Source organism: Aminobacter aminovorans (genome assembly GCF_900445235.1).
Taxonomy (GTDB): domain Bacteria; phylum Pseudomonadota; class Alphaproteobacteria; order Rhizobiales; family Rhizobiaceae; genus Aminobacter; species Aminobacter aminovorans.
This window is the reverse complement of record NZ_UFSM01000001.1, coordinates 3,074,911-3,093,841: the sequence shown is the minus strand read 5'-3', so window position 1 is coordinate 3,093,841 and position 18,931 is coordinate 3,074,911. Positions and strand designations below refer to the sequence as shown.

The 18,931-nt window shown below is 63.4% G+C and carries 18 protein-coding genes; 7 read left to right on the top strand and 11 right to left on the bottom strand.

Annotated elements, in window-relative coordinates; genetic code table 11:
- Nucleotides 1-16: 16 nt before the first annotated feature.
- From DY201_RS15245 to DY201_RS15210, 8 genes are all read right to left on the bottom strand, one after another.
- Nucleotides 17-916 carry an HNH endonuclease gene (locus DY201_RS15245; RefSeq protein ID WP_115731924.1) on the bottom strand — a complete coding sequence of 300 codons (900 nt, stop codon included), beginning with the start codon at nt 914-916 and terminating at the stop codon, nt 17-19.
- Nucleotides 917-1,168: 252 nt separating this feature from the next.
- Complete coding sequence (ssb, locus tag DY201_RS15240) at nt 1,169-1,744, bottom strand: single-stranded DNA-binding protein (RefSeq protein WP_115731923.1); 576 nt, start codon at nt 1,742-1,744, stop codon at nt 1,169-1,171.
- 237 nt (nt 1,745-1,981) lie between these two features.
- Nucleotides 1,982-2,776 carry a sugar isomerase domain-containing protein gene (locus DY201_RS15235; protein ID WP_115731922.1) on the bottom strand — a complete coding sequence of 265 codons (795 nt, stop codon included), beginning with the start codon at nt 2,774-2,776 and terminating at the stop codon, nt 1,982-1,984.
- 19 nt (nt 2,777-2,795) lie between these two features.
- Entirely contained in the window at nt 2,796-3,536 is a 741-nt protein-coding gene (locus tag DY201_RS15230) for a GntR family transcriptional regulator (RefSeq protein ID WP_115731921.1), read from the bottom strand.
- A complete protein-coding gene (locus DY201_RS15225) occupies nt 3,533-4,408 on the bottom strand; it encodes an ROK family protein (protein WP_115731920.1) in 876 nt (291 codons plus the stop codon). The genes DY201_RS15230 and DY201_RS15225 overlap by 4 nt, the downstream gene beginning before the upstream one ends.
- A complete protein-coding gene (locus DY201_RS15220) occupies nt 4,405-5,286 on the bottom strand; it encodes a carbohydrate ABC transporter permease (RefSeq protein ID WP_115731919.1) in 882 nt (293 codons plus the stop codon). The genes DY201_RS15225 and DY201_RS15220 overlap by 4 nt, the downstream gene beginning before the upstream one ends.
- The gene (locus tag DY201_RS15215) at nt 5,283-6,173 is read right to left on the bottom strand and encodes a carbohydrate ABC transporter permease (protein WP_115731918.1); all 891 of its coding nucleotides are present in this window, start codon (nt 6,171-6,173) and stop codon (nt 5,283-5,285) included. Before DY201_RS15215 ends, DY201_RS15220 begins: the two co-directional genes overlap by 4 nt.
- Nucleotides 6,174-6,410: 237 nt before the next feature.
- Nucleotides 6,411-7,697, bottom strand: coding sequence for an ABC transporter substrate-binding protein (locus DY201_RS15210; RefSeq protein WP_115733815.1), 1,287 nt, complete (start codon nt 7,695-7,697; stop codon nt 6,411-6,413).
- Nucleotides 7,698-7,966: 269 nt separating this feature from the next.
- On the opposite strand from DY201_RS15210, the gene DY201_RS29060 reads away from it, so the two are divergent.
- Both DY201_RS29060 and DY201_RS15205 read left to right on the top strand, forming a co-directional pair.
- Nucleotides 7,967-8,110 carry a hypothetical protein gene (locus DY201_RS29060; protein WP_245432004.1) on the top strand — a complete coding sequence of 48 codons (144 nt, stop codon included), beginning with the start codon at nt 7,967-7,969 and terminating at the stop codon, nt 8,108-8,110.
- Between the two features lie 10 nt (nt 8,111-8,120).
- Nucleotides 8,121-8,552, top strand: a complete 432-nt coding sequence (locus DY201_RS15205) for a hypothetical protein (protein WP_131922286.1) — start codon at nt 8,121-8,123, stop codon at nt 8,550-8,552.
- On the opposite strand, the gene DY201_RS15200 is transcribed toward DY201_RS15205, so the two are convergent.
- A complete protein-coding gene (locus DY201_RS15200; RefSeq protein WP_245432003.1) occupies nt 8,506-9,216 on the bottom strand; it encodes an aspartate/glutamate racemase family protein in 711 nt (236 codons plus the stop codon). The two genes, DY201_RS15205 and DY201_RS15200, sit on opposite strands and share 47 nt — an antisense overlap.
- Nucleotides 9,217-10,086: 870 nt before the next feature.
- Here DY201_RS15200 and uvrA point away from each other — a divergent pair.
- The 3 genes from uvrA to DY201_RS15185 all read left to right on the top strand — a co-directional run bounded on the left by uvrA (nt 10,087) and on the right by DY201_RS15185 (nt 14,787).
- Nucleotides 10,087-13,008, top strand: coding sequence for an excinuclease ABC subunit UvrA (gene uvrA / locus DY201_RS15195; RefSeq protein ID WP_115731915.1), 2,922 nt, complete (start codon nt 10,087-10,089; stop codon nt 13,006-13,008).
- Between the two features lie 9 nt (nt 13,009-13,017).
- The gene (locus DY201_RS15190; protein WP_115731914.1) at nt 13,018-13,467 is read left to right on the top strand and encodes a hypothetical protein; all 450 of its coding nucleotides are present in this window, start codon (nt 13,018-13,020) and stop codon (nt 13,465-13,467) included.
- A 519-nt stretch (nt 13,468-13,986) separates the two neighbouring features.
- Nucleotides 13,987-14,787 carry a DUF72 domain-containing protein gene (locus DY201_RS15185; RefSeq protein WP_115731913.1) on the top strand — a complete coding sequence of 267 codons (801 nt, stop codon included), beginning with the start codon at nt 13,987-13,989 and terminating at the stop codon, nt 14,785-14,787.
- A gap of 57 nt (nt 14,788-14,844) precedes the next feature.
- Here DY201_RS15185 and DY201_RS15180 read toward each other — a convergent pair whose 3' ends face one another.
- Nucleotides 14,845-15,471 (bottom strand): TetR/AcrR family transcriptional regulator, encoded by a 627-nt coding sequence (locus tag DY201_RS15180; protein WP_115731912.1) that lies wholly within the window; start codon nt 15,469-15,471, stop codon nt 14,845-14,847.
- 138 nt (nt 15,472-15,609) lie between these two features.
- Between DY201_RS15180 and DY201_RS15175 the strand changes: the two genes are divergently transcribed.
- Nucleotides 15,610-16,356: an SDR family NAD(P)-dependent oxidoreductase gene (locus tag DY201_RS15175; RefSeq protein WP_115731911.1), complete on the top strand. Its 747-nt coding sequence runs from the start codon at nt 15,610-15,612 to the stop codon at nt 16,354-16,356.
- Between the two features lie 382 nt (nt 16,357-16,738).
- On the opposite strand, the gene DY201_RS15165 is transcribed toward DY201_RS15175, so the two are convergent.
- Nucleotides 16,739-18,238: an NAD(P)H-hydrate dehydratase gene (locus DY201_RS15165; protein ID WP_115733814.1), complete on the bottom strand. Its 1,500-nt coding sequence runs from the start codon at nt 18,236-18,238 to the stop codon at nt 16,739-16,741.
- Between the two features lie 321 nt (nt 18,239-18,559).
- On the opposite strand from DY201_RS15165, the gene DY201_RS15160 reads away from it, so the two are divergent.
- A complete protein-coding gene (locus DY201_RS15160) occupies nt 18,560-18,898 on the top strand; it encodes a P-II family nitrogen regulator (protein ID WP_055976860.1) in 339 nt (112 codons plus the stop codon).
- Nucleotides 18,899-18,931 lie beyond the last annotated feature (33 nt).

Genomic DNA, 18,931 nt, shown 5'->3' with positions numbered 1-18,931 from the left:
GATCAGCACGCCCGACCTATTGCTTGAAGCAATGCTCGCGATGCCAGAGCAGGAAGTGTGGATGAGGACGATCGGACAGGCGCCGGGGGCCGATTGCTCGGCCGCTGCGATTGACGATGCCCTTTGTACCATCGGGATCGTTTGCCTGGCGGGAAATCAGGATTTCGAGATCGTCCGACAGGCTGATAAGGCCACGATCGAACATCCAATGGGCTGTTCCCGATAACGCGATGCCGTTGCTGACGACGTCCGGTCCGTCGGCCTCGACAGGGCGAATATGGGCCGCCGCAACTTCCGCCCTTCCGCCACCATTGATGAGCTTCAATCCGGTGATCGCGCAGCGCTCGTCATAGGCACGCAGAACGATCCTTCGGAAGACGCGGTCACGCACGATGCGGGATGTCAGGAACTGCGTACGCTCGCGGCTCTCCGCAAACACGAAGGGCGCCTGGTCTTCGAAGAAGCCGCTGGCCGGCGCTACCGGATCGACCCTTGGAAGCGTAGATTCTGCCTGATCCAGCCCCAGCGTGACGATGCGACTGAAATCGGCTGGAGAAAGCGGCCTTACCGCCGCCTGCGCGCGCCCAGAAATTCGCCCGTCGTCGTTGAGGAGCCCGCGCTCGATCACACCGTCAGCGTCGCTGAAGGGAACCGGATTGGCAAAATCGAGATAGCTGCCTGGTTCGACAAGCGCGAGAAACATGCCCTTCGCGCCGGGATCCGGGATGACCTGCTGCACCTTGGCAACAGCGAAGTATCCCTTGGTGTCGGCTACCTTACGTGGCTCGTAATAGACGATCCAATCGCCGACACAGGCCTGCACCCGGCCGAAATATTGCGGCGGAAACTGATACCGTTCGGCAGGACTGTCGTCGTAGATCGAATCCGACCGGTGAATGAAGACCCCGTACCCCATTCTCCCCAGTAACGCGAAGCAGGAAGATTCGCGAGAACAGTCATTCACGAAATCCAGCGACCGACTTGTACTGCTGCGCGACATCAATGCTGCGAGAGTACAATATGGCGCGACCGACACTGCACATAGCCTTAAGACGGCTTTGGCGCAGCAACTTTGCAGATGGACCCGACGCACAAAACTCTCGCATCAGGTCCAACGCCGCCCCGTCAGATGGTAGACGACCTCGATCGCCCGCCGCCTTGGCTACGCTCAGAACGGGATTTCGTCGTCGAGGTCGCGCGAACCGCCACCGCCCATGCCGCCACCGCCGCCCTGGCCGCCACGATTGCCACCGCCGCCGCGGTTACCGCCGCCATAGCTGTCGGTCGGGCTCGATTGGCCAAAATCAGAACGGCCGCCGCCATAACCACCACCCTGACCGCCGCCATAACCGACCTGGCCGCCACCGCCGCTATAGCCTGCGTCACCGCCCTGGCCGCGCGCGTCGAGCATCTGCAGTTCGCCGCGGAATTTCTGCAGCACGATTTCGGTGGTGTAGCGCTCGATGCCGTCCTTCTCCCATTTGCGGGTCTGGAGCTGGCCTTCGATGTAAACCTTCATGCCCTTCTTCAGGTACTGCTCGGCGACCTTGGCGAGGTTGTCATTGAAGATGACGACCTGGTGCCATTCGGTCTTTTCCTTGCGCTCGCCCGAATTCTTGTCGCGCCAGCTTTCCGAAGTCGCGATCCTCAGGTTGACGACCGGCTCGCCCGAGTTGAGCCGGCGGATCTCGGGGTCAGCGCCCAGATTGCCGACCAGAATGACCTTATTGACGCTACCTGCCATGACACCGCTCCGCGCTAGTCCTAAACCAATTCCAAGAAAATGTGAGGGCGCACACTAGCCCATCGCACCCTCCGCCCGCGCCCCCTGCCGGCGGAAAACCTCGTGCCGTCCACAAGTCATTTATGTTCTCATTTTGTTCTATCGCTAATGATTGGAAATGGCAAGAGGCGTCATGCCAAATGCCAGCGGGCCGCCCTTCCGGACGCCAAGCCAGCTTTTCGATGTCAGGAACAGGGGTTACGCTTCGCCCTGCATCCGTTCCTTGAAGAAGTCGAGATGCTTGCGCTGCGCCTCGATCATCTTCTCGCGGTAGATGCCGTAGATCACGTCGGTGTCGTGCAGCGTCACACCCTCGATTGTCGGCGAGGCAAATGTCGGCAGCTCGATGCCGCGGTCGGCAAGCTTTTGCGCCGTGCGCGCGATCAGCTCATGCGTCATGATCATGGCGAGCACCGTCGACGAGCCGGCTACCGGGCGGCTCCAGCCTTTCACCGGCACGATCGCGTCCTCGATCGGTGAGGTCGTGTCGATGACGACGTCGGCGGCGTCAGCCAGGCGCTTGCCCGAGGAATGGCTCGCCGGCTTATCGAGATTGTTCTTGCTGGTGATGGCGACGACAAACAGGCCGCGCTTCTTGGCATAGAGCGCGGTGTCGATGCCGGAGGCGTTGCGGCCGCTATGACCATAGATGATGATGGAATCGCCAGGGTTGAGCGGCTGGTGGTCGAGGAATTTTTCCGCATAGTTCTCCGTGCGCTCGAGCCACAGAAGCTCGCGCACGCCGCCCGAGCCGAGCACGTTGTGCCACATGACGCGCGGGTCGGTCAGCGGGTTGAAGCCGACATAAGAACCGTAGCGCGGAAACGCCTCCTGGCACGGCAACACCGAATGGCCCGAGCCATAGAGATGCACCAGTCCCTTGTTGGCAAGCGTCTCAGCAAGCCGGACTGATACGGTCTCGAACGCCGCCTCGTTGGCGCTCGCCGCCCCGTCGATGAGCTTGGCCAGCCGGCTGATGTAAGAAGTTTTCATTGAAGAACCTTTCAGATGGTCAGAGATGGAGAACGGAACGGATTTCGTAGCGGTCGCCGCGCATGGTCGAGACGGTGAATTCGAACGGGCCGGAGCGGTCGAAGGCGATGCGTTCGACCATGAAGGCGGAGCTGCCGGCCTTAAGCTGGATCAGCTCGGCATCCTCCGGCTTGACCTCGCCGATGCGGTAGATTTCGCGCGCCTCCTGGGGCACGATGCCGTAGCTCGCCTTCAGCGTCTCATAGAGCGAGGAGACGGTTCCCGCCGTTTCCAGCAGGCCTGGCACGCGCGCCGCCGGCAGATGCGCTGTCTGGATACCGATCGGCTGGTCGTTGCCAAGCCGAAGGCGGCGCAACCGGAGCACCGGCGTGCCTTCCTCGATCTCCAGCGCGCCGGCCACCTGGACGTCGGCGGCAATGATCCGGGCGTCGAGCAGCCTTGTGCCCAAATTGAGCCCGAGATTGGCCATCTCCTGGGTGAAGCTGGTCAGGCCGCGCACGCCGGCAATGACGGTCGGGCTGCGCACGAAGGTGCCGCGCCCGTGCTCACGGCTGAGCAGGCCGGAATCCTCGAGGTTGCGCAGGGCATGGCGCACGGTGATGCGGCTGACCCCCAACAGGTCGCACAGGCGCTCCTCATTTGGGATCTGCGCGCCCGTGGACCACTCGCCGGACGAAATCAGCGTCCGCATCGCCTGCTCGGCCTGGTGCCACAGCGGCTCCGGCCGGCTGCGGTTGGGTTTTGCAAACATTCCGCTCATCGGATTTCGTCCCATTGTTGGCCGCGGACGCCTGCGAATGCCGCCCCCACAAGGCTGGCATCCTTGCCGAAGCTGCCGGCCTCGATGCGCACGCATCTCAGATGCGGCGGCAATTGCTTCTTCATCGCGGCTTGCACCATCGGCACCAGCACGTCGGCCGCCTCGGCAACGCCGCCGGCCAGGATCACTGATTGCGGGTCGAGCAGCGCCACGGCGGTTGCCAAGCTCACGCCCAGCGCCTTCGCCGGCCGCGCCAATGCATCAATTGCATCCGTGTTTCCCGCACGCGCGGCCGCCACCACACCGCGTCCGTCACTGAAGCCGGCCTGCCGCCCGATGGCATCGAACGCCCTGCCCGCTGCCTGCCGCTCCAGCCAGCCGTCGCGGTCGTCTCCGTCATCGTCGAGATCGGCACAGGCCCAGCCGAAGGAGCAGGCAGCACCATGCCCGCCGCGTACGATTCTCGAGCCTGAGAGCACCGCCGAGCCGATGCCGGTGCCGATCGCCACCAGGATCGCATCCGAAAGCGTCTTTGCCGCGCCCGCCGAAGCTTCGGCAAGCAACGCCAGTTGCGCATCTTGTCCCAGACCGATCACGAGATCGGGGAATTGACCTGAGAGGTCGACACCATCAAGCCAAGGCAGATTGGGGATCCACAGGCAGCGCGCGCCGCGTGCCGTCCCCGGCACCGAAACGCCGAGCCGTTCCGCGCTATGTTCCTTGGCCAGCCAGGCAATCGTCTCGCACAGGCCGTCGAGCCCCTTGGGCGCCGGCCACGCGCCGATATGTCGAACGGCTGCAGGCGCAGCATCGTCGCAAATCCCAGCCCTGAGCTGCGTGCCGCCGAGATCGATGGCCAGAACCTTGCTCATCCCTTCACTCCGGAGCTTATGATGGAGTCGACGAAGAAGCGCTGCAGGAACACGAACAGCACCAGCGGCGGCAGCACGGCCAGCGTCGCACCGGCCATGACCAGATTTGTGTTGATCGCGCCCCGGTTGTAGCTGAGCAGCCGGCTGAGGCTGATGACGATGGGATACTGTTCGGCATTTCCCTGCAGCACCGTCAGCGGCCAGAGGTAGCTGTTCCAGTGATAGACGAATGCAAACAGCGCCAGTGCCGCAACCGCCGGCGTCACCAGGGGTGCTACGATCGCAAACAGGATGCGCATCTCCGAAGCGCCGTCCATGCGCGCCGCATCGATCAAGTCGTCAGGTACGCCAGCAATGAACTGCCGCATCAGGAAGATGCCGAAGGCATTGGCCAGATTGGGCAGGATCACGCCGGCAAGGCTGCCGTCGAGCCCGATGGTACCGATCATCCGGTAGAGCGGGATCAACGTCACGATCGGTGGCAGGAACATGGTTGCGATCAGCAGCGCAAACAGCGCGTTGCGACCATGGAAGCGGTGCTTGGCAAAAGCGTAGCCTGCCATCAGGCTGGTGACGATGATTCCCGCCGTGGTGATGGTGGCGATGACGGCCGAGCTCAGCATCGAGCGGCCGACATTGATGACGCCAGACACCTTGCCGAAGGCCTCCAGGCTCGGGCTCTCGGGCACCCACACCGGCGGCACCTGCATGGTTTCGGCCGGCGTCTTCAGGCTGGACAGCACCATCCACACCAGCGGAAAGGCCGAGGCCACGGCGACCACTAGCATCAGCGTTGCCACGACATAGTCGCCGCTGGTTGGGCGTGACCTGAAGAAGAACAGACCGCGGCGCGGACGCCATTCGCCAGCCGCGCTCATTCGTCGTCTCCCTTGCGAGCGAAAGAGAACAAAGCGAAGATCACCACGATCAGCGACAACATCAGCGTCACCGCCATGGCGGAGCCCAGGCCACCCTGGGCGCGTTCGATGCCGACACGCCTGATGTGATAGGTCAATACGTTGGTCGAGCCCACCGGCCCGCCCTGCGTGATCAGCGCCACCGGCTCGAACACCTGCACGGCATTGATGATGGCAATGACGGCGCTGAACAGTAGCGTCCGCTTCAGCAGCGGCAGGGTGATCGCCGTGAACTGCTGGCGCCCGTTGGCGCCGTCGATGGTCGCCGCCTCGTAGAGACTGGCCGGGATCTGCGTCAGCCCGGCCACGACAAGCACGGTAAAATAGCCGACCTGCTGCCAGACGTTCAGGACGACGATGGAAACTAGGGCCGTATCAGGGGACGACAGCCAGGGCTGTGGCCCGATGCCCACCCAGCCGAGCATCTGGTTTATCGGCCCCTCGCTCGGTGAATAGAGCTTCGACCACACCAGCGCCACTGCGATCATCGGCACCATGTATGTCGAAAACAGGATCGTCCGCAGTGCATTGCCGCCAGCGACATTGCGTTGGTAGACCAGCAATCCGAACCCCACCGAAGCAGGCAGGATCAGCGCCACCGACATCAGCGTGTAGAGCGCCGTGTTGACCAGCGCGCCCTTGAAGTCGCGGCCCACCGAGGTCGCGCCGAAGATCTCACGGAAATTGTCGAATCCGACGAACTGAGCCGTCTGGAATCCGGTCTGGGTCGACCAGTCCTGCAGCGACAGCCACACCGTCAGAACCATTGGCACGAAGATGAAGGCGCCGATCAGCGAGACGGCCGGCGTCAGCATCATCCAGACGGAATGTTGGTGGGTTCTGGTCATTAAATGAACGGCCAAGGGTGAGCGAGAGTGGGCGAGACGGCGCCGCTGCGTGCTTCTCCCCGTCACGGGGAGGTGAGAGGCGGCCAGCGCAGCGGACGAAAGGCCAATTGCCTGGCTTTTCGAGTATCGAACGCCGGCAGGCAGATGAGGGGCAGCGCCAAGTTGTCCAGACGTAGTGCCGCCCCTCATCCGACGCGTTGGCCACCTTCTCCCCGCAGGCGGGGAGAAGGAAAAAGCCTACTTCGCATCCTTCTCCAGGATCGCAGTCGCGTCGGCCTGCGCATTCGTCTGCGCCTCGGTGGCTGAAACCTTGCCGTATTGCAGCGCCTCGATGGTCTGCTGCAGCGACTCCGAGAACTCCTGGCCGCCGAGAACGACCGGGAATGGTTTGGCATCGGCCAGCACGCTGACATAGCCAGACAGGAATTCCGAGCCGAGCTTGTCCTTGAAGGCTTCGACGTCGGAACTGCGCGACGGCAGGATGCCCATCGACATCAGGATATCGGCCATGGCCGAAGCGCCGTTCGGGCCCGACTTCGGGCTGTTCAGCCAGGCGAGGAAATCCCACGCCGCCTCCTGCTCGGCCTCCGCCGCGCCAGCATTCACCACGGTCATCCACGAATAGGAGATCGAGCGCGGCTTGTCGCCTGAAGGCCCGACAGGGATCGGCGCCGTGGCGATATTGGCGAACTTGTCGCCCATACCTGCCTTGACCGCACTCTCCCACCAGTTGGCCATGATGATCATACCCGTCTTGCCGGAGACGAAATTGTCGAGGAACGGTCCAGTCGTGTTGGCATCGGCCGTGCCCATCGCCGGGTCGCTGGAGCCCGCCTTGATCAGGTCCTCGTAGAGCTCGAAGGTCTCGCCTGCGTTCTTGCTGTCCAGCACGGGCTTGCCGTCGCTTACAAGCTCGCCGCCGTTGGACACCAGCAGCGATGAAAACGGATGCACCACGCCCGCCGCCCAGCTGTTGATCATGCCAAAGCCCTGCTGGCCGGCGTCCTTCTTGGTCAGTTTCGCCGCCGCGTCCTTGAACTCGTCCCAGGTTTTTGGGGCCGCCTCGATGCCGGCTTCCTTGAACAGCGCCTTGTTGTAGTTCAGCGCATAGACGTCGATCTCGTTAGGGATGCCGTAGAGTGTGCCGCCGACGCTCGCCGCCGTCACCACGCCAGCGGGCCAGGCACCCTTGACCTCGCCGGCAACCGGCTCGGGCGCGGGGGCAACGAGCTTGTCGCGCGCCAGTTCCGGCAACCACAGATCGTAGATGCCGGCAATGGTGGCACCCTGCCCGCCGCCCTGCGAACGCAGTGTCGTCAACAGGTCGCCGAACGGCACGGCTCGCACCGTCACCGCCACTTCGGGATGGTCCTTGGAAAAATCCTTGGCCGCCTGCTCCAGCAGCGCCACTGTCTCCGGCGCCCAGTGGGTCAGGTAGGAAATATTGACTGACTGCGCCCAGACGGCGCTCGGCAACAGGGCGATGCCGGCGGCCAGCGCGCCCTTGATCCACGCGAGTTTCATGAATTCGTCCTCCACATGCGGGGCCATATTCCAGGCCTGACCCGCACCAAGAGGTTATAACGTCATACTGACCTGTCAAGCAGGCAATTCGATTTCCCGGACATGAGTGTGACGGCCTCCAGTGGAGCGTTGTCAGGAGACCGGCCGTACCGGCTTGCAGTGCCAGACGCCGTCTGCGACAGCTGCCCTCGGCAACGGCAAGCGTTTTGGAGGATCAGGTGATCGCAGCCTACATCGACGAGTTCATCATGCTCTGTGCCGGCGTATGATTGGCGGCTGTCGCTTACGGCTATGTCGACCTGCCGATGCCGCCCAACCAGCCCTGGCTCGGCAACCTCGTGCGCCAGTTCAAGTGGATGGGCCCGCTGCTGATGTTGATCGCCATCATCCTCGCCGTCGCCGCACCGGCCTAGCACTTGCGCATTGCATCAGCCGGGCGCGGAATCAAGCTCTCTCGGTTTAGTTGCCGCGCCGTTCAGCGAACCTCAACAGGCTGCCACTACCCGTTCAGATCATCTGGGAACGGGTGATAGTTGCGCGGTGATTTCGGAACATGTTCTTGACGCAGCCTTGCGAGACCTGTTCGAACTTTCGCCGGTGCCGTGCTCGATTTCAAAGATCGACCACAACTCCCGCTACATCAAGGTAAAACGGGCCTATCTCCGCATGATCGGGCGCTCATGGAGCGAGATCGAGAGCCAGCCTCTCGAGGTCGACCTGCCCTATTCGATCGACGATCGGGCACGCCGCGAGCGGATGGCGCTGCTCGCATCAAGCTGGATCGAATACCACTCCGTTGAAACCGTCCTCACCCCGCCAGTGCCAGCTCCACCGCCGCCTCGGCATGCAGCTTGACCACGTCGAATGCCGGCATCGGATAGGCATCCATACCGAGCAGCAGCGGCAGTTCGGTGCAGGCGACGACGGCGGCTTCTGCCCCGCGCGCGCCGAGATCGCCGGCCAGTTGCTGCAGCACCGCGGCCGACACCGGCTTCACCAAGCCGAGCGTCAGTTCGTCGATGATGATGCGATGCAGTGCCGTGCGCTGATCCTCCGACGGCACGATAACCTCGATGCCGAAACGCTGCTGAAGCCGCTCGGCGAAGAACCCAAGTTCCATCGTGTAGCGCGTGCCGAGCAGCCCGACGCGCTTGATGCCGGCGGCACGGATCGCTTCGCCGGTTGGGTCGGCGATGTGCAGCAGCGGAATGCCGATCGCGCCGGCCACCTGATCGGCAATCGTGTGCGGCGTCACCGCTGTCAGCATGGCGAAGGCGGCTCCCGCCTTTTCAAGGCTGCGCGCCGCCTCCGAGATCACCGCCGCGACCCGCATCCAGTCGCCTTCGGCAGCCAGCCGGTTGAGCTCATCGAAATCGAGCGTGAACATCAGCGAGCGCGCATTGTGATGCCCGCCCATCCTGGCATGTGCCGCCTGATTGATCAGCCGGTAATAGAGCGCGCTGGACTCCCAGCTCATCCCGCCCAAAAGTCCGATCAGCCCGGTCCGGTCAACAGTCACGATTGTTCCCCCCGCTCGGCCGTGTTGGCGGCCTCTCGATGCTAGGTCGGAACGATCAGGCGATTGTACAAGGGTTGTAGCGGAGTTTCAGCACCTCGCATGCTTTGGAAACTCGAGCCCGGAATCGGCAGCGACAAACAGCCCAGGGACAGCCGCAGCCCAGGGACAGGCGGGCCCAAAAAAGTTGGCCCCGCCGCTACAAGTTGGCCCCGCCGCTACCAGGAGCGCACGGGGCCTGTTGTCGGGTTATACCCTTGCCTGCCGGGAATGGTTTACCGGCTTTGCTCTCTCGGATGCTTCGTGGCTCACAGCCAACGATCCGACAATGGTTTCAAATTGTCTGGGGGAACAACAGGTCGGGGTTTGCGTGAGGCTTTTCGCTAGGGAAAGCCAGGCACCTGCGCCTGCTGTGGTTCCGTCCTGTTAGCGGAACCCTTTGGGACTGTCCGGTGGAGTCATGCTCTGCTCCTACGTCAGTTGCGCCATGTGTTCGCCTGCTGCTCAACTCGCGTGTCTGCGGCGTCTCGCAGACCGACCGTAGCATGGTGAGGAGCCCTCAACGAGGCTCGGCCTCAGGCGACATACGCAGTCTGCATCCCTGATTCGGCGGCGTCAACCACAACATTGTTAGTCGGGAAAAATGTGATCGAAGGCGGCTTTCGTGGCCCCGGATTCGCGTGAGGCTCCTGCCATAACGTTGTCAGGAGCGCGTTCGGCCTTTGTTCTTTCCACTTGCCCCTGCGCGCCAAAGGCGCTTAAACGCATTTGGTTGCGGCGCCTCTCGACCGGGCGGCGAAAGTACCTACATGAGGGATGGCCGGGTTCACCCGCCACTCCAAGCAATTCCAGATTTGAGGCGGCGGCGCGGCAATGGCCGATCACAAGTACATTTCCATTCGCGGTGCGCGCGAACACAATCTCAAGAATGTCGATCTCGACCTGCCGCGCGACAAGCTGATTGTCATGACCGGCCTGTCCGGCTCGGGCAAATCCTCGCTCGCCTTCGACACCATTTATGCCGAGGGCCAGCGCCGTTATGTCGAGAGTCTGTCGGCCTATGCCCGCCAGTTCCTCGAGATGATGCAGAAGCCCGACGTCGACCAGATCGACGGCCTTTCGCCGGCGATCTCGATCGAGCAGAAGACGACCTCGAAGAACCCGCGCTCGACGGTCGGTACCGTCACCGAGATCTACGACTACATGCGCCTGCTGTTCGCGCGCGTCGGCGTGCCCTATTCGCCGGCGACCGGCCTGCCAATCGAGAGCCAGACGGTCAGCCAGATGGTCGACCGCGTGCTCGCGGTCGACGAAGGCACTCGCCTGTTCATCCTGGCGCCCATCGTCCGCGGCCGCAAGGGTGAGTACAAGAAGGAGCTCGCCGAGCTCCAGAAGAAGGGTTTCCAGCGCGTCAAGATCGACGGCGCCTTCTACGAGATCGCCGAAGCGCCCGTTCTCGACAAGAAGTACAAGCACGACATCGATGTTGTCGTCGACCGCATCGTCGTCCGCCCCGACCTCGCCACGCGTCTGGCCGACTCGATCGAAACGGCGCTCAAGCTGGCCGAGGGCCTCGCCGTGGCCGAGTTCGCCGACAAGCCGCTCGATGCCAGCCAGACCGGCGCCGACGCGATCAACAAGTCCGCCAACGAAACCCACGAACGCATTCTGTTCTCGGAGAAATTCGCCTGTCCGGTCTCGGGCTTCACCATCCCGGAGATCGAGCCGCGCCTGTTCTCCTTCAACAACCCGTTCGGCGCCTGCCCGGCCTGCGACGGCCTGGGCAACCAGCGCGCCATCGACCCGGCGCTCGTCGTGCCAGAAGAGCATGTATCGCTGCGCGAGGGTGCCGTGGCACCCTGGGCCAAGTCGACCTCGCCCTACTACACCCAGACACTGGAAGCGCTCGGCAAGGTCTACGGATTCAAGATCGGCGACCGCTGGCGCGACCTTTCGACGGAAGCACAGGAAGCCATCCTGCGCGGCACGGGCGCCAAGGAAATCACCTTCAACTATGACGACGGCCTGCGCTCCTACAAGACGACCAAGACCTTCGAAGGAGTGATCCCCAATCTCGAGCGCCGCTGGAAGGAAACCGAATCCGCCTGGATGCGCGAGGAGATCGAGCGCTTCATGTCGGCCACGCCCTGCCCGGCCTGTTCGGGCTACCGCCTCAAGCCCGAGGCTTTGGCGGTCAAGGTCGGCGGCAAGCACATCGGCGAAGTCACCGAGCAGTCGATCCGCAAGGCCAATGCCTGGTTCGAGGAGCTTCCGGCCCTTCTCAACGACAAGCAGAACGAGATCGCCGTACGCGTGCTTAAGGAAATCCGCGAGCGCCTACGCTTCCTCAACGACGTCGGCCTCGAATATCTGACCCTGTCGCGCAACTCGGGCACTCTGTCGGGCGGGGAAAGCCAGCGTATCCGGCTGGCGTCGCAGATCGGCTCGGGACTGACAGGCGTGCTCTACGTGCTCGACGAACCGTCCATCGGCCTGCACCAGCGCGACAATGCCCGCCTGCTCGACACGCTGCGTCACCTCAGGGACATCGGCAACACCGTCATCGTCGTCGAGCACGACGAGGACGCGGTGCTGACCGCCGACTATGTCGTCGACATGGGCCCGGCCGCCGGCATCCATGGCGGCCAGATCATCGCCGAGGGCACCCCGCAGCAGGTCATGGCCAACCCGAACTCGATCACCGGCAAGTATCTGTCGGGCGAACTCGAGATCGCGGTTCCCGCCCAGCGCCGCGAGCTGAAGAAAAACAAGCGCATCAAGGTCGTCGGCGCGCGCGGCAACAATCTGAAGGACGTTACCGCCGAAATTCCGCTCGGCACCTTCACCGCCGTGACTGGTGTGTCGGGCGGCGGCAAGTCGACATTCCTGATCGAAACGCTGTTCAAGGCCGCGTCGCGCCGCATCATGGGTTCACGCGAGCACCCGGCCGAGCACGACCGCATCGAGGGCCTCGAGTTCCTCGACAAGGTCATCGACATCGACCAGTCGCCGATCGGCCGCACGCCGCGCTCCAACCCGGCCACCTACACCGGCGCCTTCACGCCGATCCGCGACTGGTTCGCCGGCCTGCCCGAAGCCAAGGCGCGCGGCTACCAGCCCGGCCGCTTTTCCTTCAACGTCAAGGGCGGCCGCTGCGAGGCCTGCCAGGGCGACGGCGTCATCAAGATCGAGATGCACTTCCTGCCCGACGTCTACGTCACCTGCGACGTCTGCCACGGCAAGCGCTACAACCGCGAAACTCTCGACGTGCTGTTCAAGGGCAAATCGATCGCCGACGTGCTCGACATGACGGTCGAGGAAGGCGTCGAATTCTTCGCCGCCGTTCCCGTGGTGCGCGACAAGCTGATGACGCTCAACCAGGTCGGCCTCGGCTATATCCATATCGGCCAGCAGGCCAATACGCTGTCCGGCGGCGAGGCCCAGCGTATCAAGCTCGCCAAGGAGCTGTCGCGCAAGGCCACCGGCAAGACGCTCTACATCCTGGACGAGCCGACCACCGGCCTGCACTTCCATGACGTCGCCAAGCTGCTCGAGGTGCTGCACGAGCTCGTCGACCAGGGCAATACCGTGATCGTCATCGAGCACAATCTCGAGGTGATCAAGACCGCCGACTGGGTGCTCGACCTCGGCCCTGAGGGCGGCGACGGCGGTGGCGAACTCGTCGCCTCCGGCCGGCCCGAAGACATCGTCGCCGCGCCGCGCAGCTACACCGGCCAGTTCCTCAAGGAACTCCTGGAACGCCGCCCGCGCGGCAAGCGAGAGGCGGCGGAGTAGTCCGCCGCCGTGGCAACGAACGAGCCACATGAACACGCGCGACGCGAGGCATTCGCGGAGATTCCAGGCGCCCGCGAGCTAATCGATTGGTTTGGCTTCGTGCCACATTTTCACGATGCCGAAATGTTCGACATCGACTTGTCCTCCAGCCGGTCCGGACAGCTGAAGATCCGAGCGTTTCGGATGACCGCTCAGGTTGATGACCAGGGCTATTTTATCCTTGATCGTCATGTTGTCGTGACACTCACACTCGAATCCATCAGCGAAATCTCGCTGTCCGACTTTCATCTGCCGGGCATTATCGGAGATCTCGTGGTCGTGCGGTCTGGCGACGAGTTTCGCGTTGAGTGGGACGCATCCTATGGCGTGGCCGGCCGCATCGCGGCGGCAAGGGTACGCTTTGATTTCGAAGCATGCCCCGTCGAACGAACACCATTGACCGCAACGCATCCAGTCTGACGCCCGACAAATTGGCAGGCTATCTTACGTGGCTGCCACCGAGCTCGCCTCGTGCTGCCGGCGCAGCAGCCACACATAGGCCAGGAAGACACCGCGACCAGGCAGGCAGAGATCAGGGCAACGATTGGCCTGATCAGCCCGAACAGCGTCCACTCGACACGGTCCTTTGCCAGCAGGTCTCGGTCGTTGTCGGCGAAATCGTAGGCGATGAGCGAAACGATGGTCGCCCCGGCCAGGGCGATCATGCCCATCCGCACCATCCCGGAGGGCGAAGCCGCCCGCGTCCCTGGGATCTTCGACATGAAGTCCACGAATGTTTGTGTTTGTATGACCTTCGCCAGGCGGCTATCCTCCAACAAACAGTAAAATCTCTTACCGGCTCCGCGCGATGTATTGCCTGCCGGCATCGGCCTTCGCGGAAGTTGCTGTCAGGATGCTTGCCCAAGACATCGTTCGCGGCTTTGACGCTCCTCTACCTTCGGCTAGAAGTGACCGCAGTGACTGAGAAGGGATAGGTCGATGAGTGGAAACATCCGGGCAGGCATGGGCGGCTGGACGTTTGAGCCCTGGGAAGGCACGTTCTACCCGGAAAAGTTGTCCAAGGCGAAGCAGCTGCAATTCGCCAGCAGCCACGTGCCGACGATCGAGGTCAACGGTACCTATTATTCATCCTTCAAGGAACCGACCTTTCTGAAATGGGCCAGCGAGGCCCCTGATGGTTTCGTCTACGCGCTCAAGGGCAACCGCTTCGTCACCAACCGCCGCGTGCTTGGTGAGGCCGGCGAATCGATGATGCGGTTTCTCGGCTCGGGCGTTGCCGCACTTGGCGACAAGCTCGGCCCGATCCTGTGGCAGTTTGCGCCGACCAAGAAATTCGACGAAGCCGACTTCGGCGCCTTCCTCAGGCTTTTGCCTGAAAAGCAGGATGGCGTGGAACTGCGCCACGCGGTCGAGGTGCGCCACGATTCCTTCATCGTGCCCGAGTTCGCTGCGCTGGCCCGGAAGCATGACGTCGCCATCGTTTATGCCGACCACGCCAAATATCCCGCAATCGCCGACATCACCGGCGATTTTGTCTATGCGCGGCTGCAGACCGGCAGCGACGACAATCACGATTGCTACACGTCGGAGGCACTTGATGCGTGGGCCGAGCGCGCCAAGGTCTGGGCTGCCGGCGGCACTCCCGCCGACCTGCCCCGCGCCGATCCCGCCGCTGAAGCACCGGCCAAACCGCGCGACGTGTTCGTCTACTTCATCACCGAGGGCAAGGTCCGCGCGCCCTTCGGCGCCATGGCCTTCATGAACAGGATCAACGGGTAAGCAATTTCAGGAAAACCGTGCCGCGGTTTTCTGCCCGGAATTGCGCAAGAAGGCCTGTCAGGTACGGGCGCCGCGTTCGGCGCCTGCCGTCAGCGCCCCCCACGCAGCTATCGCCCCGTCGGCTACCGCCAGCAGCGCCTCACGCGAGGCACCGTCGCGTGCCTGCACCGACATGCCTTGCTGAACGGCGAGGTAGAACGCAGCGATGGCGTCGCAATCGGCAGATTCAGGCAGCTCCCCCTCGGCGACGGCCTGTTTCAACCGGCCAGCCATATCGCGCGCGCTCGACATGCGGCGTTCACTGAGATCGCGGAACACCTCGACATTGGTTTCGCTGACATTGAGCGCACCCAGCACGATCAGGCAGCCCCTGGGGTCACCCGGTTCGCTGAAAGCGCGTGCCGAAGCGCGCAGGAAACCAGCGATCGCCTCCTTGACGCTGACGGGTCGCTCGAAGGCGCCCCAGATCTCGAAACCTTCGGTCGCGCCGTAGAGATCGACTGCCTCGCGAAACAATGCCTCCTTGCTGCCAAAGGCGGCATAGAGGCTGGGCGAGTTGATGCCCATCGCCGTCGTCAGCTCCGCCAGCGACGCCCCGTCATAACCCTTTTTCCAGAACACCCGCATCGCCTGCCGCAAGGCGGAATCGCGGTCGAAGCTGCGCGGACGACCCTTCCGAGACATCTGAAACCCTTCTGTTATGATCGATACATATTGCCCTTGACGCCCCCAGGCAAGGCTGCCATGTATTTTGTATCGTTCAATACAGAAAGATAAGCCATGTCCTCCCCCAGCGGTACGAAACGACACTCCGGGCTCAAATTGTCCGGACTGGAACTGGCAGGCAAGGTCGCCCTGGTGACCGGCGGCAGCCGTGGCATCGGTGCTGCCATTGCCGTCCAGCTCGCCACCTCAGGCGCCGACGTCGCCCTGACCTATGTCCGCTCTGCGGAAAAGGCCGAAGCCGTCGTCGGGCAGGTCGAAGCCGTTGGGCGGCGGGGCCTGGCGATCCAGGCCGACAATGCCGATGCCGCAGCCGTCGAAGCAGCGGTGACTGCCACCATCGCGGCGTTCGGGCGTCTCGACATCCTGGTCAACAGCGCCGGCATCTGGCACCACGGCCCCATCGATACGGTCTCGCTGGAACAGCTCGACGAAGTGATGTCGGTCAATTTCCGCGCCCCCTTCATCGCCTCGAAGGCAGCGGCTGGCGTCATGCATGACGGCGGCCGTATCATCTCGATCGGCAGCAACCTCGCCGACCGCGTGCCCTTCGAAGGCATTGCCCTCTATTCGGCCAGCAAGGCAGCGCTTGTCGGCCTGACCAAGGGCCTCGCGCGCGACCTCGGCCCGCGCGGCATCACCGTCAATGTCGTCCATCCCGGCTCGACCGAAACCGACATGAACCCCGCCGAGGGTGACGTCGCCGACTACCAGCGCAGCCTGATGGCCATCCCGCAATTCGGCTCGCCCGACGACATCGCCGGTCTTGTAACCTGGCTCGCCGGCCCGCAATCCCGCTTCGTCACGGGTGCAGCGCTGACCATCGACGGCGGCACCAACGCCTGAGCACGTCCTCTCCACCACTCTGCCTACGGAGCGTTGAGAGCATTTCACCTTTGTCGCGATCCTTCCCACGCCCTCTCGCCTGCCGGCCATCTCCCCCCGCAAAGGGGAGATCAGGCCGTCATTGACCTCGCAGTCAATCGCCATGCCAGTTGGTTGAACATTGGGACATCTCAGCATGGGCGCCGCCGGCGACGCGACTGATCTCCACCCTTGCGGGGGAGATGGCCGGCAGGCCAGAGGGGGGTGTGAAGGAACGTGAAGCAAAGGATTGCTTCGCTCGACACCTGCCAAACTGACCTAGTCCGTTGTCACCACCCGTCACCCAATCCGCGTGGACGGTCCGGCCCGATTGCCCACGCCCAACGCGGAGCAGCGCGCACCCTCACCCACTCAACCGCGCCACCACCTCCCTCAGCGCCAGCGGCAGGTCCTCGGCGATCAGGCCGGGCCCGAATCGCTGTGCCGCCTCGGCGTGCATCCAGACGGCGGCGCAGGCCGCCTCGAAAGCCGGCATCCGTTGCGCCAGAAGGGCGGCAACGATGCCGGACAGCACATCACCCGACCCGGCGGTGGCCAGAAGCGGCGTCCCGTTGGCATTGATCGCAGCACGCCCGTCGGGCACTGCAATCACCGTGTCGGGGCCCTTGTAGATGATGATGGCATTGGCCTTGGCCGCCGCCGCCCGCGCCCGCTCGAGCTTGGACAGCGACGCATCGGCGGCGATCTCGGGAAACAGCCGGCCGAACTCGCCATGATGCGGTGTCAGCACAAGCGCTGGCGCATTCGGGCGCTTTCGTGCCTCGAAGAACGCGGCGCGGCGATGCGAAAGCGAGGTAATGCCGTCGGCATCGAGCACAAGCGCGCCGAAACGGCCCTCGGCAACGGACATCAGCTCCAGCGCAAAACGCCCGATTTCGGGCTCGGATCCAAGGCCCGGGCCATAAACCAGCACCTCGGGCTTGCGTGCACCGAGGAAGGCCAGCGCATCCTGAAGCGTATCGGAACGCCTCAGGATGATTGAGGTCAGGTGCGCCGCATTGGCAGCCAGTGCCGCTCCAGGTGACAACACCGTCACCGCACCCGCCCCTGCCCGTGCTGCTGCCATCGCCGACAGTCGTGCAGCACCGGTGGCCGACGGACCACCGGAAAAGACACCGACATGGCCGCGGCTATATTTGTGAGCGTCGTTCGGCGGCGACGGAAAACGCGGCCGCCACCATGCCGGATCGTTTTCGAAGCAGCGCACGGACGTAGCGCCAACTATGGCCGCGGCAATGCCGATATCGGCAACCACCACCTCGCCGCACTGTGCGCGCCCGGGATAGAGCAGGTGCCCCGGCTTCTTGCGGGCAAAAGTCACGGTCACCGTCGCCTGGAAGGCACTGCCCATAATCTCGCCGGAAGCACCCGACACGCCGGAGGGTAGATCGACCGCAATCACCGGAACAACGGCCGAATTCGTCCGTGCTATCGCCTCGACCACCTCACCGTCGAGCGGCTTGGAAAGACCGGCGCCATAAAGCGCATCGACGACAATCACGCCCGACTCGGGAGCGAAGGCAGCCAACGGCTCCACCATGACGGAACATTCGGCAGCAGCCAGCGCCGCATCGCCTCCGCTGCGCGGCGCAGCGGTCGCGAATAGCCTGACGGCAACGCCGCTTTCGGCAAGCAGGCGCGCCGCGACATAACCGTCGCCGCCATTATTGCCCGGCCCACACAGCATATGGACAGCCTTCGCGCCGGGAAACCGCTTGAGCACCACATCGGCAACGCTGCCGCCCGCCCGCCGCATCAGGCCGATGCCGTCGACTGGCCCGGCGGCGATCGTCAGCCTGTCGGCCTCAGCCATCTCGCTGGGGGTCAGCAGTTCAAATGCCATGGCAGTCATCCCGGATGAATCCTCCTACCGAGTTAGCACGCCGCAGCCACTCGGCCCAAACGGCCATGCCTCAATTCAACCACGCACAAATCGAAGGCATGTTGCCGCATTTTTGTGCACCACCAACATTGCGAAAACGATGAATTTTTGTGCGCATCTCGACCGAACGCTGGAAATCGGTTCCAATCGCCCACGTCTTCGGCTGCCTGCAGGGCAAACCGAACAAAGTTGCCGCACCCTCTCGACTTGGCACGCTTCGTGCTTGAAGTTGCGCGAGTGGGTGCATCACCCCTGAGTTACGGCAGTGGAGGCCATATCCGCATGAAAAAAATCGAAGCGATCATCAAGCCGTTCAAGCTCGACGAAGTGAAGGAAGCGCTCCAGGAAGCCGGCCTGCAGGGCATCACCGTCACCGAGGCCAAGGGTTTTGGCCGCCAGAAGGGCCACACCGAGCTCTATCGCGGCGCCGAATATGTCGTCGACTTCCTGCCCAAGGTGAAGATCGAAGTCGTTCTCGGCGACGAATCGGTCGAGGCGGCTATCGAGGCGATCCGCAAGGCGGCCCAGACCGGCCGCATCGGCGACGGCAAGATCTTTGTCTCCAACATCGAGGAAGTCGTTCGCATCCGCACCGGCGAGACCGGCGTCGACGCCATCTGACCTCGCAAAGAATTCTCGTTTCAACGTCATCAA

Coding starts and splice junctions, on each gene's coding strand:
- DY201_RS15245 (WP_115731924.1), bottom strand. CDS start 916: ATGGGGTACGGGGTCTTCATTCACCGGTCGGATTCGATCTACGACGAC.
- ssb (WP_115731923.1), bottom strand. CDS start 1,744: ATGGCAGGTAGCGTCAATAAGGTCATTCTGGTCGGCAATCTGGGCGCT.
- DY201_RS15235 (WP_115731922.1), bottom strand. CDS start 2,776: ATGAAAACTTCTTACATCAGCCGGCTGGCCAAGCTCATCGACGGGGCG.
- DY201_RS15230 (WP_115731921.1), bottom strand. CDS start 3,536: ATGAGCGGAATGTTTGCAAAACCCAACCGCAGCCGGCCGGAGCCGCTG.
- DY201_RS15225 (WP_115731920.1), bottom strand. CDS start 4,408: ATGAGCAAGGTTCTGGCCATCGATCTCGGCGGCACGCAGCTCAGGGCT.
- DY201_RS15220 (WP_115731919.1), bottom strand. CDS start 5,286: ATGAGCGCGGCTGGCGAATGGCGTCCGCGCCGCGGTCTGTTCTTCTTC.
- DY201_RS15215 (WP_115731918.1), bottom strand. CDS start 6,173: ATGACCAGAACCCACCAACATTCCGTCTGGATGATGCTGACGCCGGCC.
- DY201_RS15210 (WP_115733815.1), bottom strand. CDS start 7,697: ATGAAACTCGCGTGGATCAAGGGCGCGCTGGCCGCCGGCATCGCCCTG.
- uvrA (WP_115731915.1), top strand. CDS start 10,087: ATGGCCGATCACAAGTACATTTCCATTCGCGGTGCGCGCGAACACAAT.
- DY201_RS15185 (WP_115731913.1), top strand. CDS start 13,987: ATGAGTGGAAACATCCGGGCAGGCATGGGCGGCTGGACGTTTGAGCCC.
- DY201_RS15180 (WP_115731912.1), bottom strand. CDS start 15,471: ATGTCTCGGAAGGGTCGTCCGCGCAGCTTCGACCGCGATTCCGCCTTG.
- DY201_RS15165 (WP_115733814.1), bottom strand. CDS start 18,238: ATGGCATTTGAACTGCTGACCCCCAGCGAGATGGCTGAGGCCGACAGG.
- DY201_RS15160 (WP_055976860.1), top strand. CDS start 18,560: ATGAAAAAAATCGAAGCGATCATCAAGCCGTTCAAGCTCGACGAAGTG.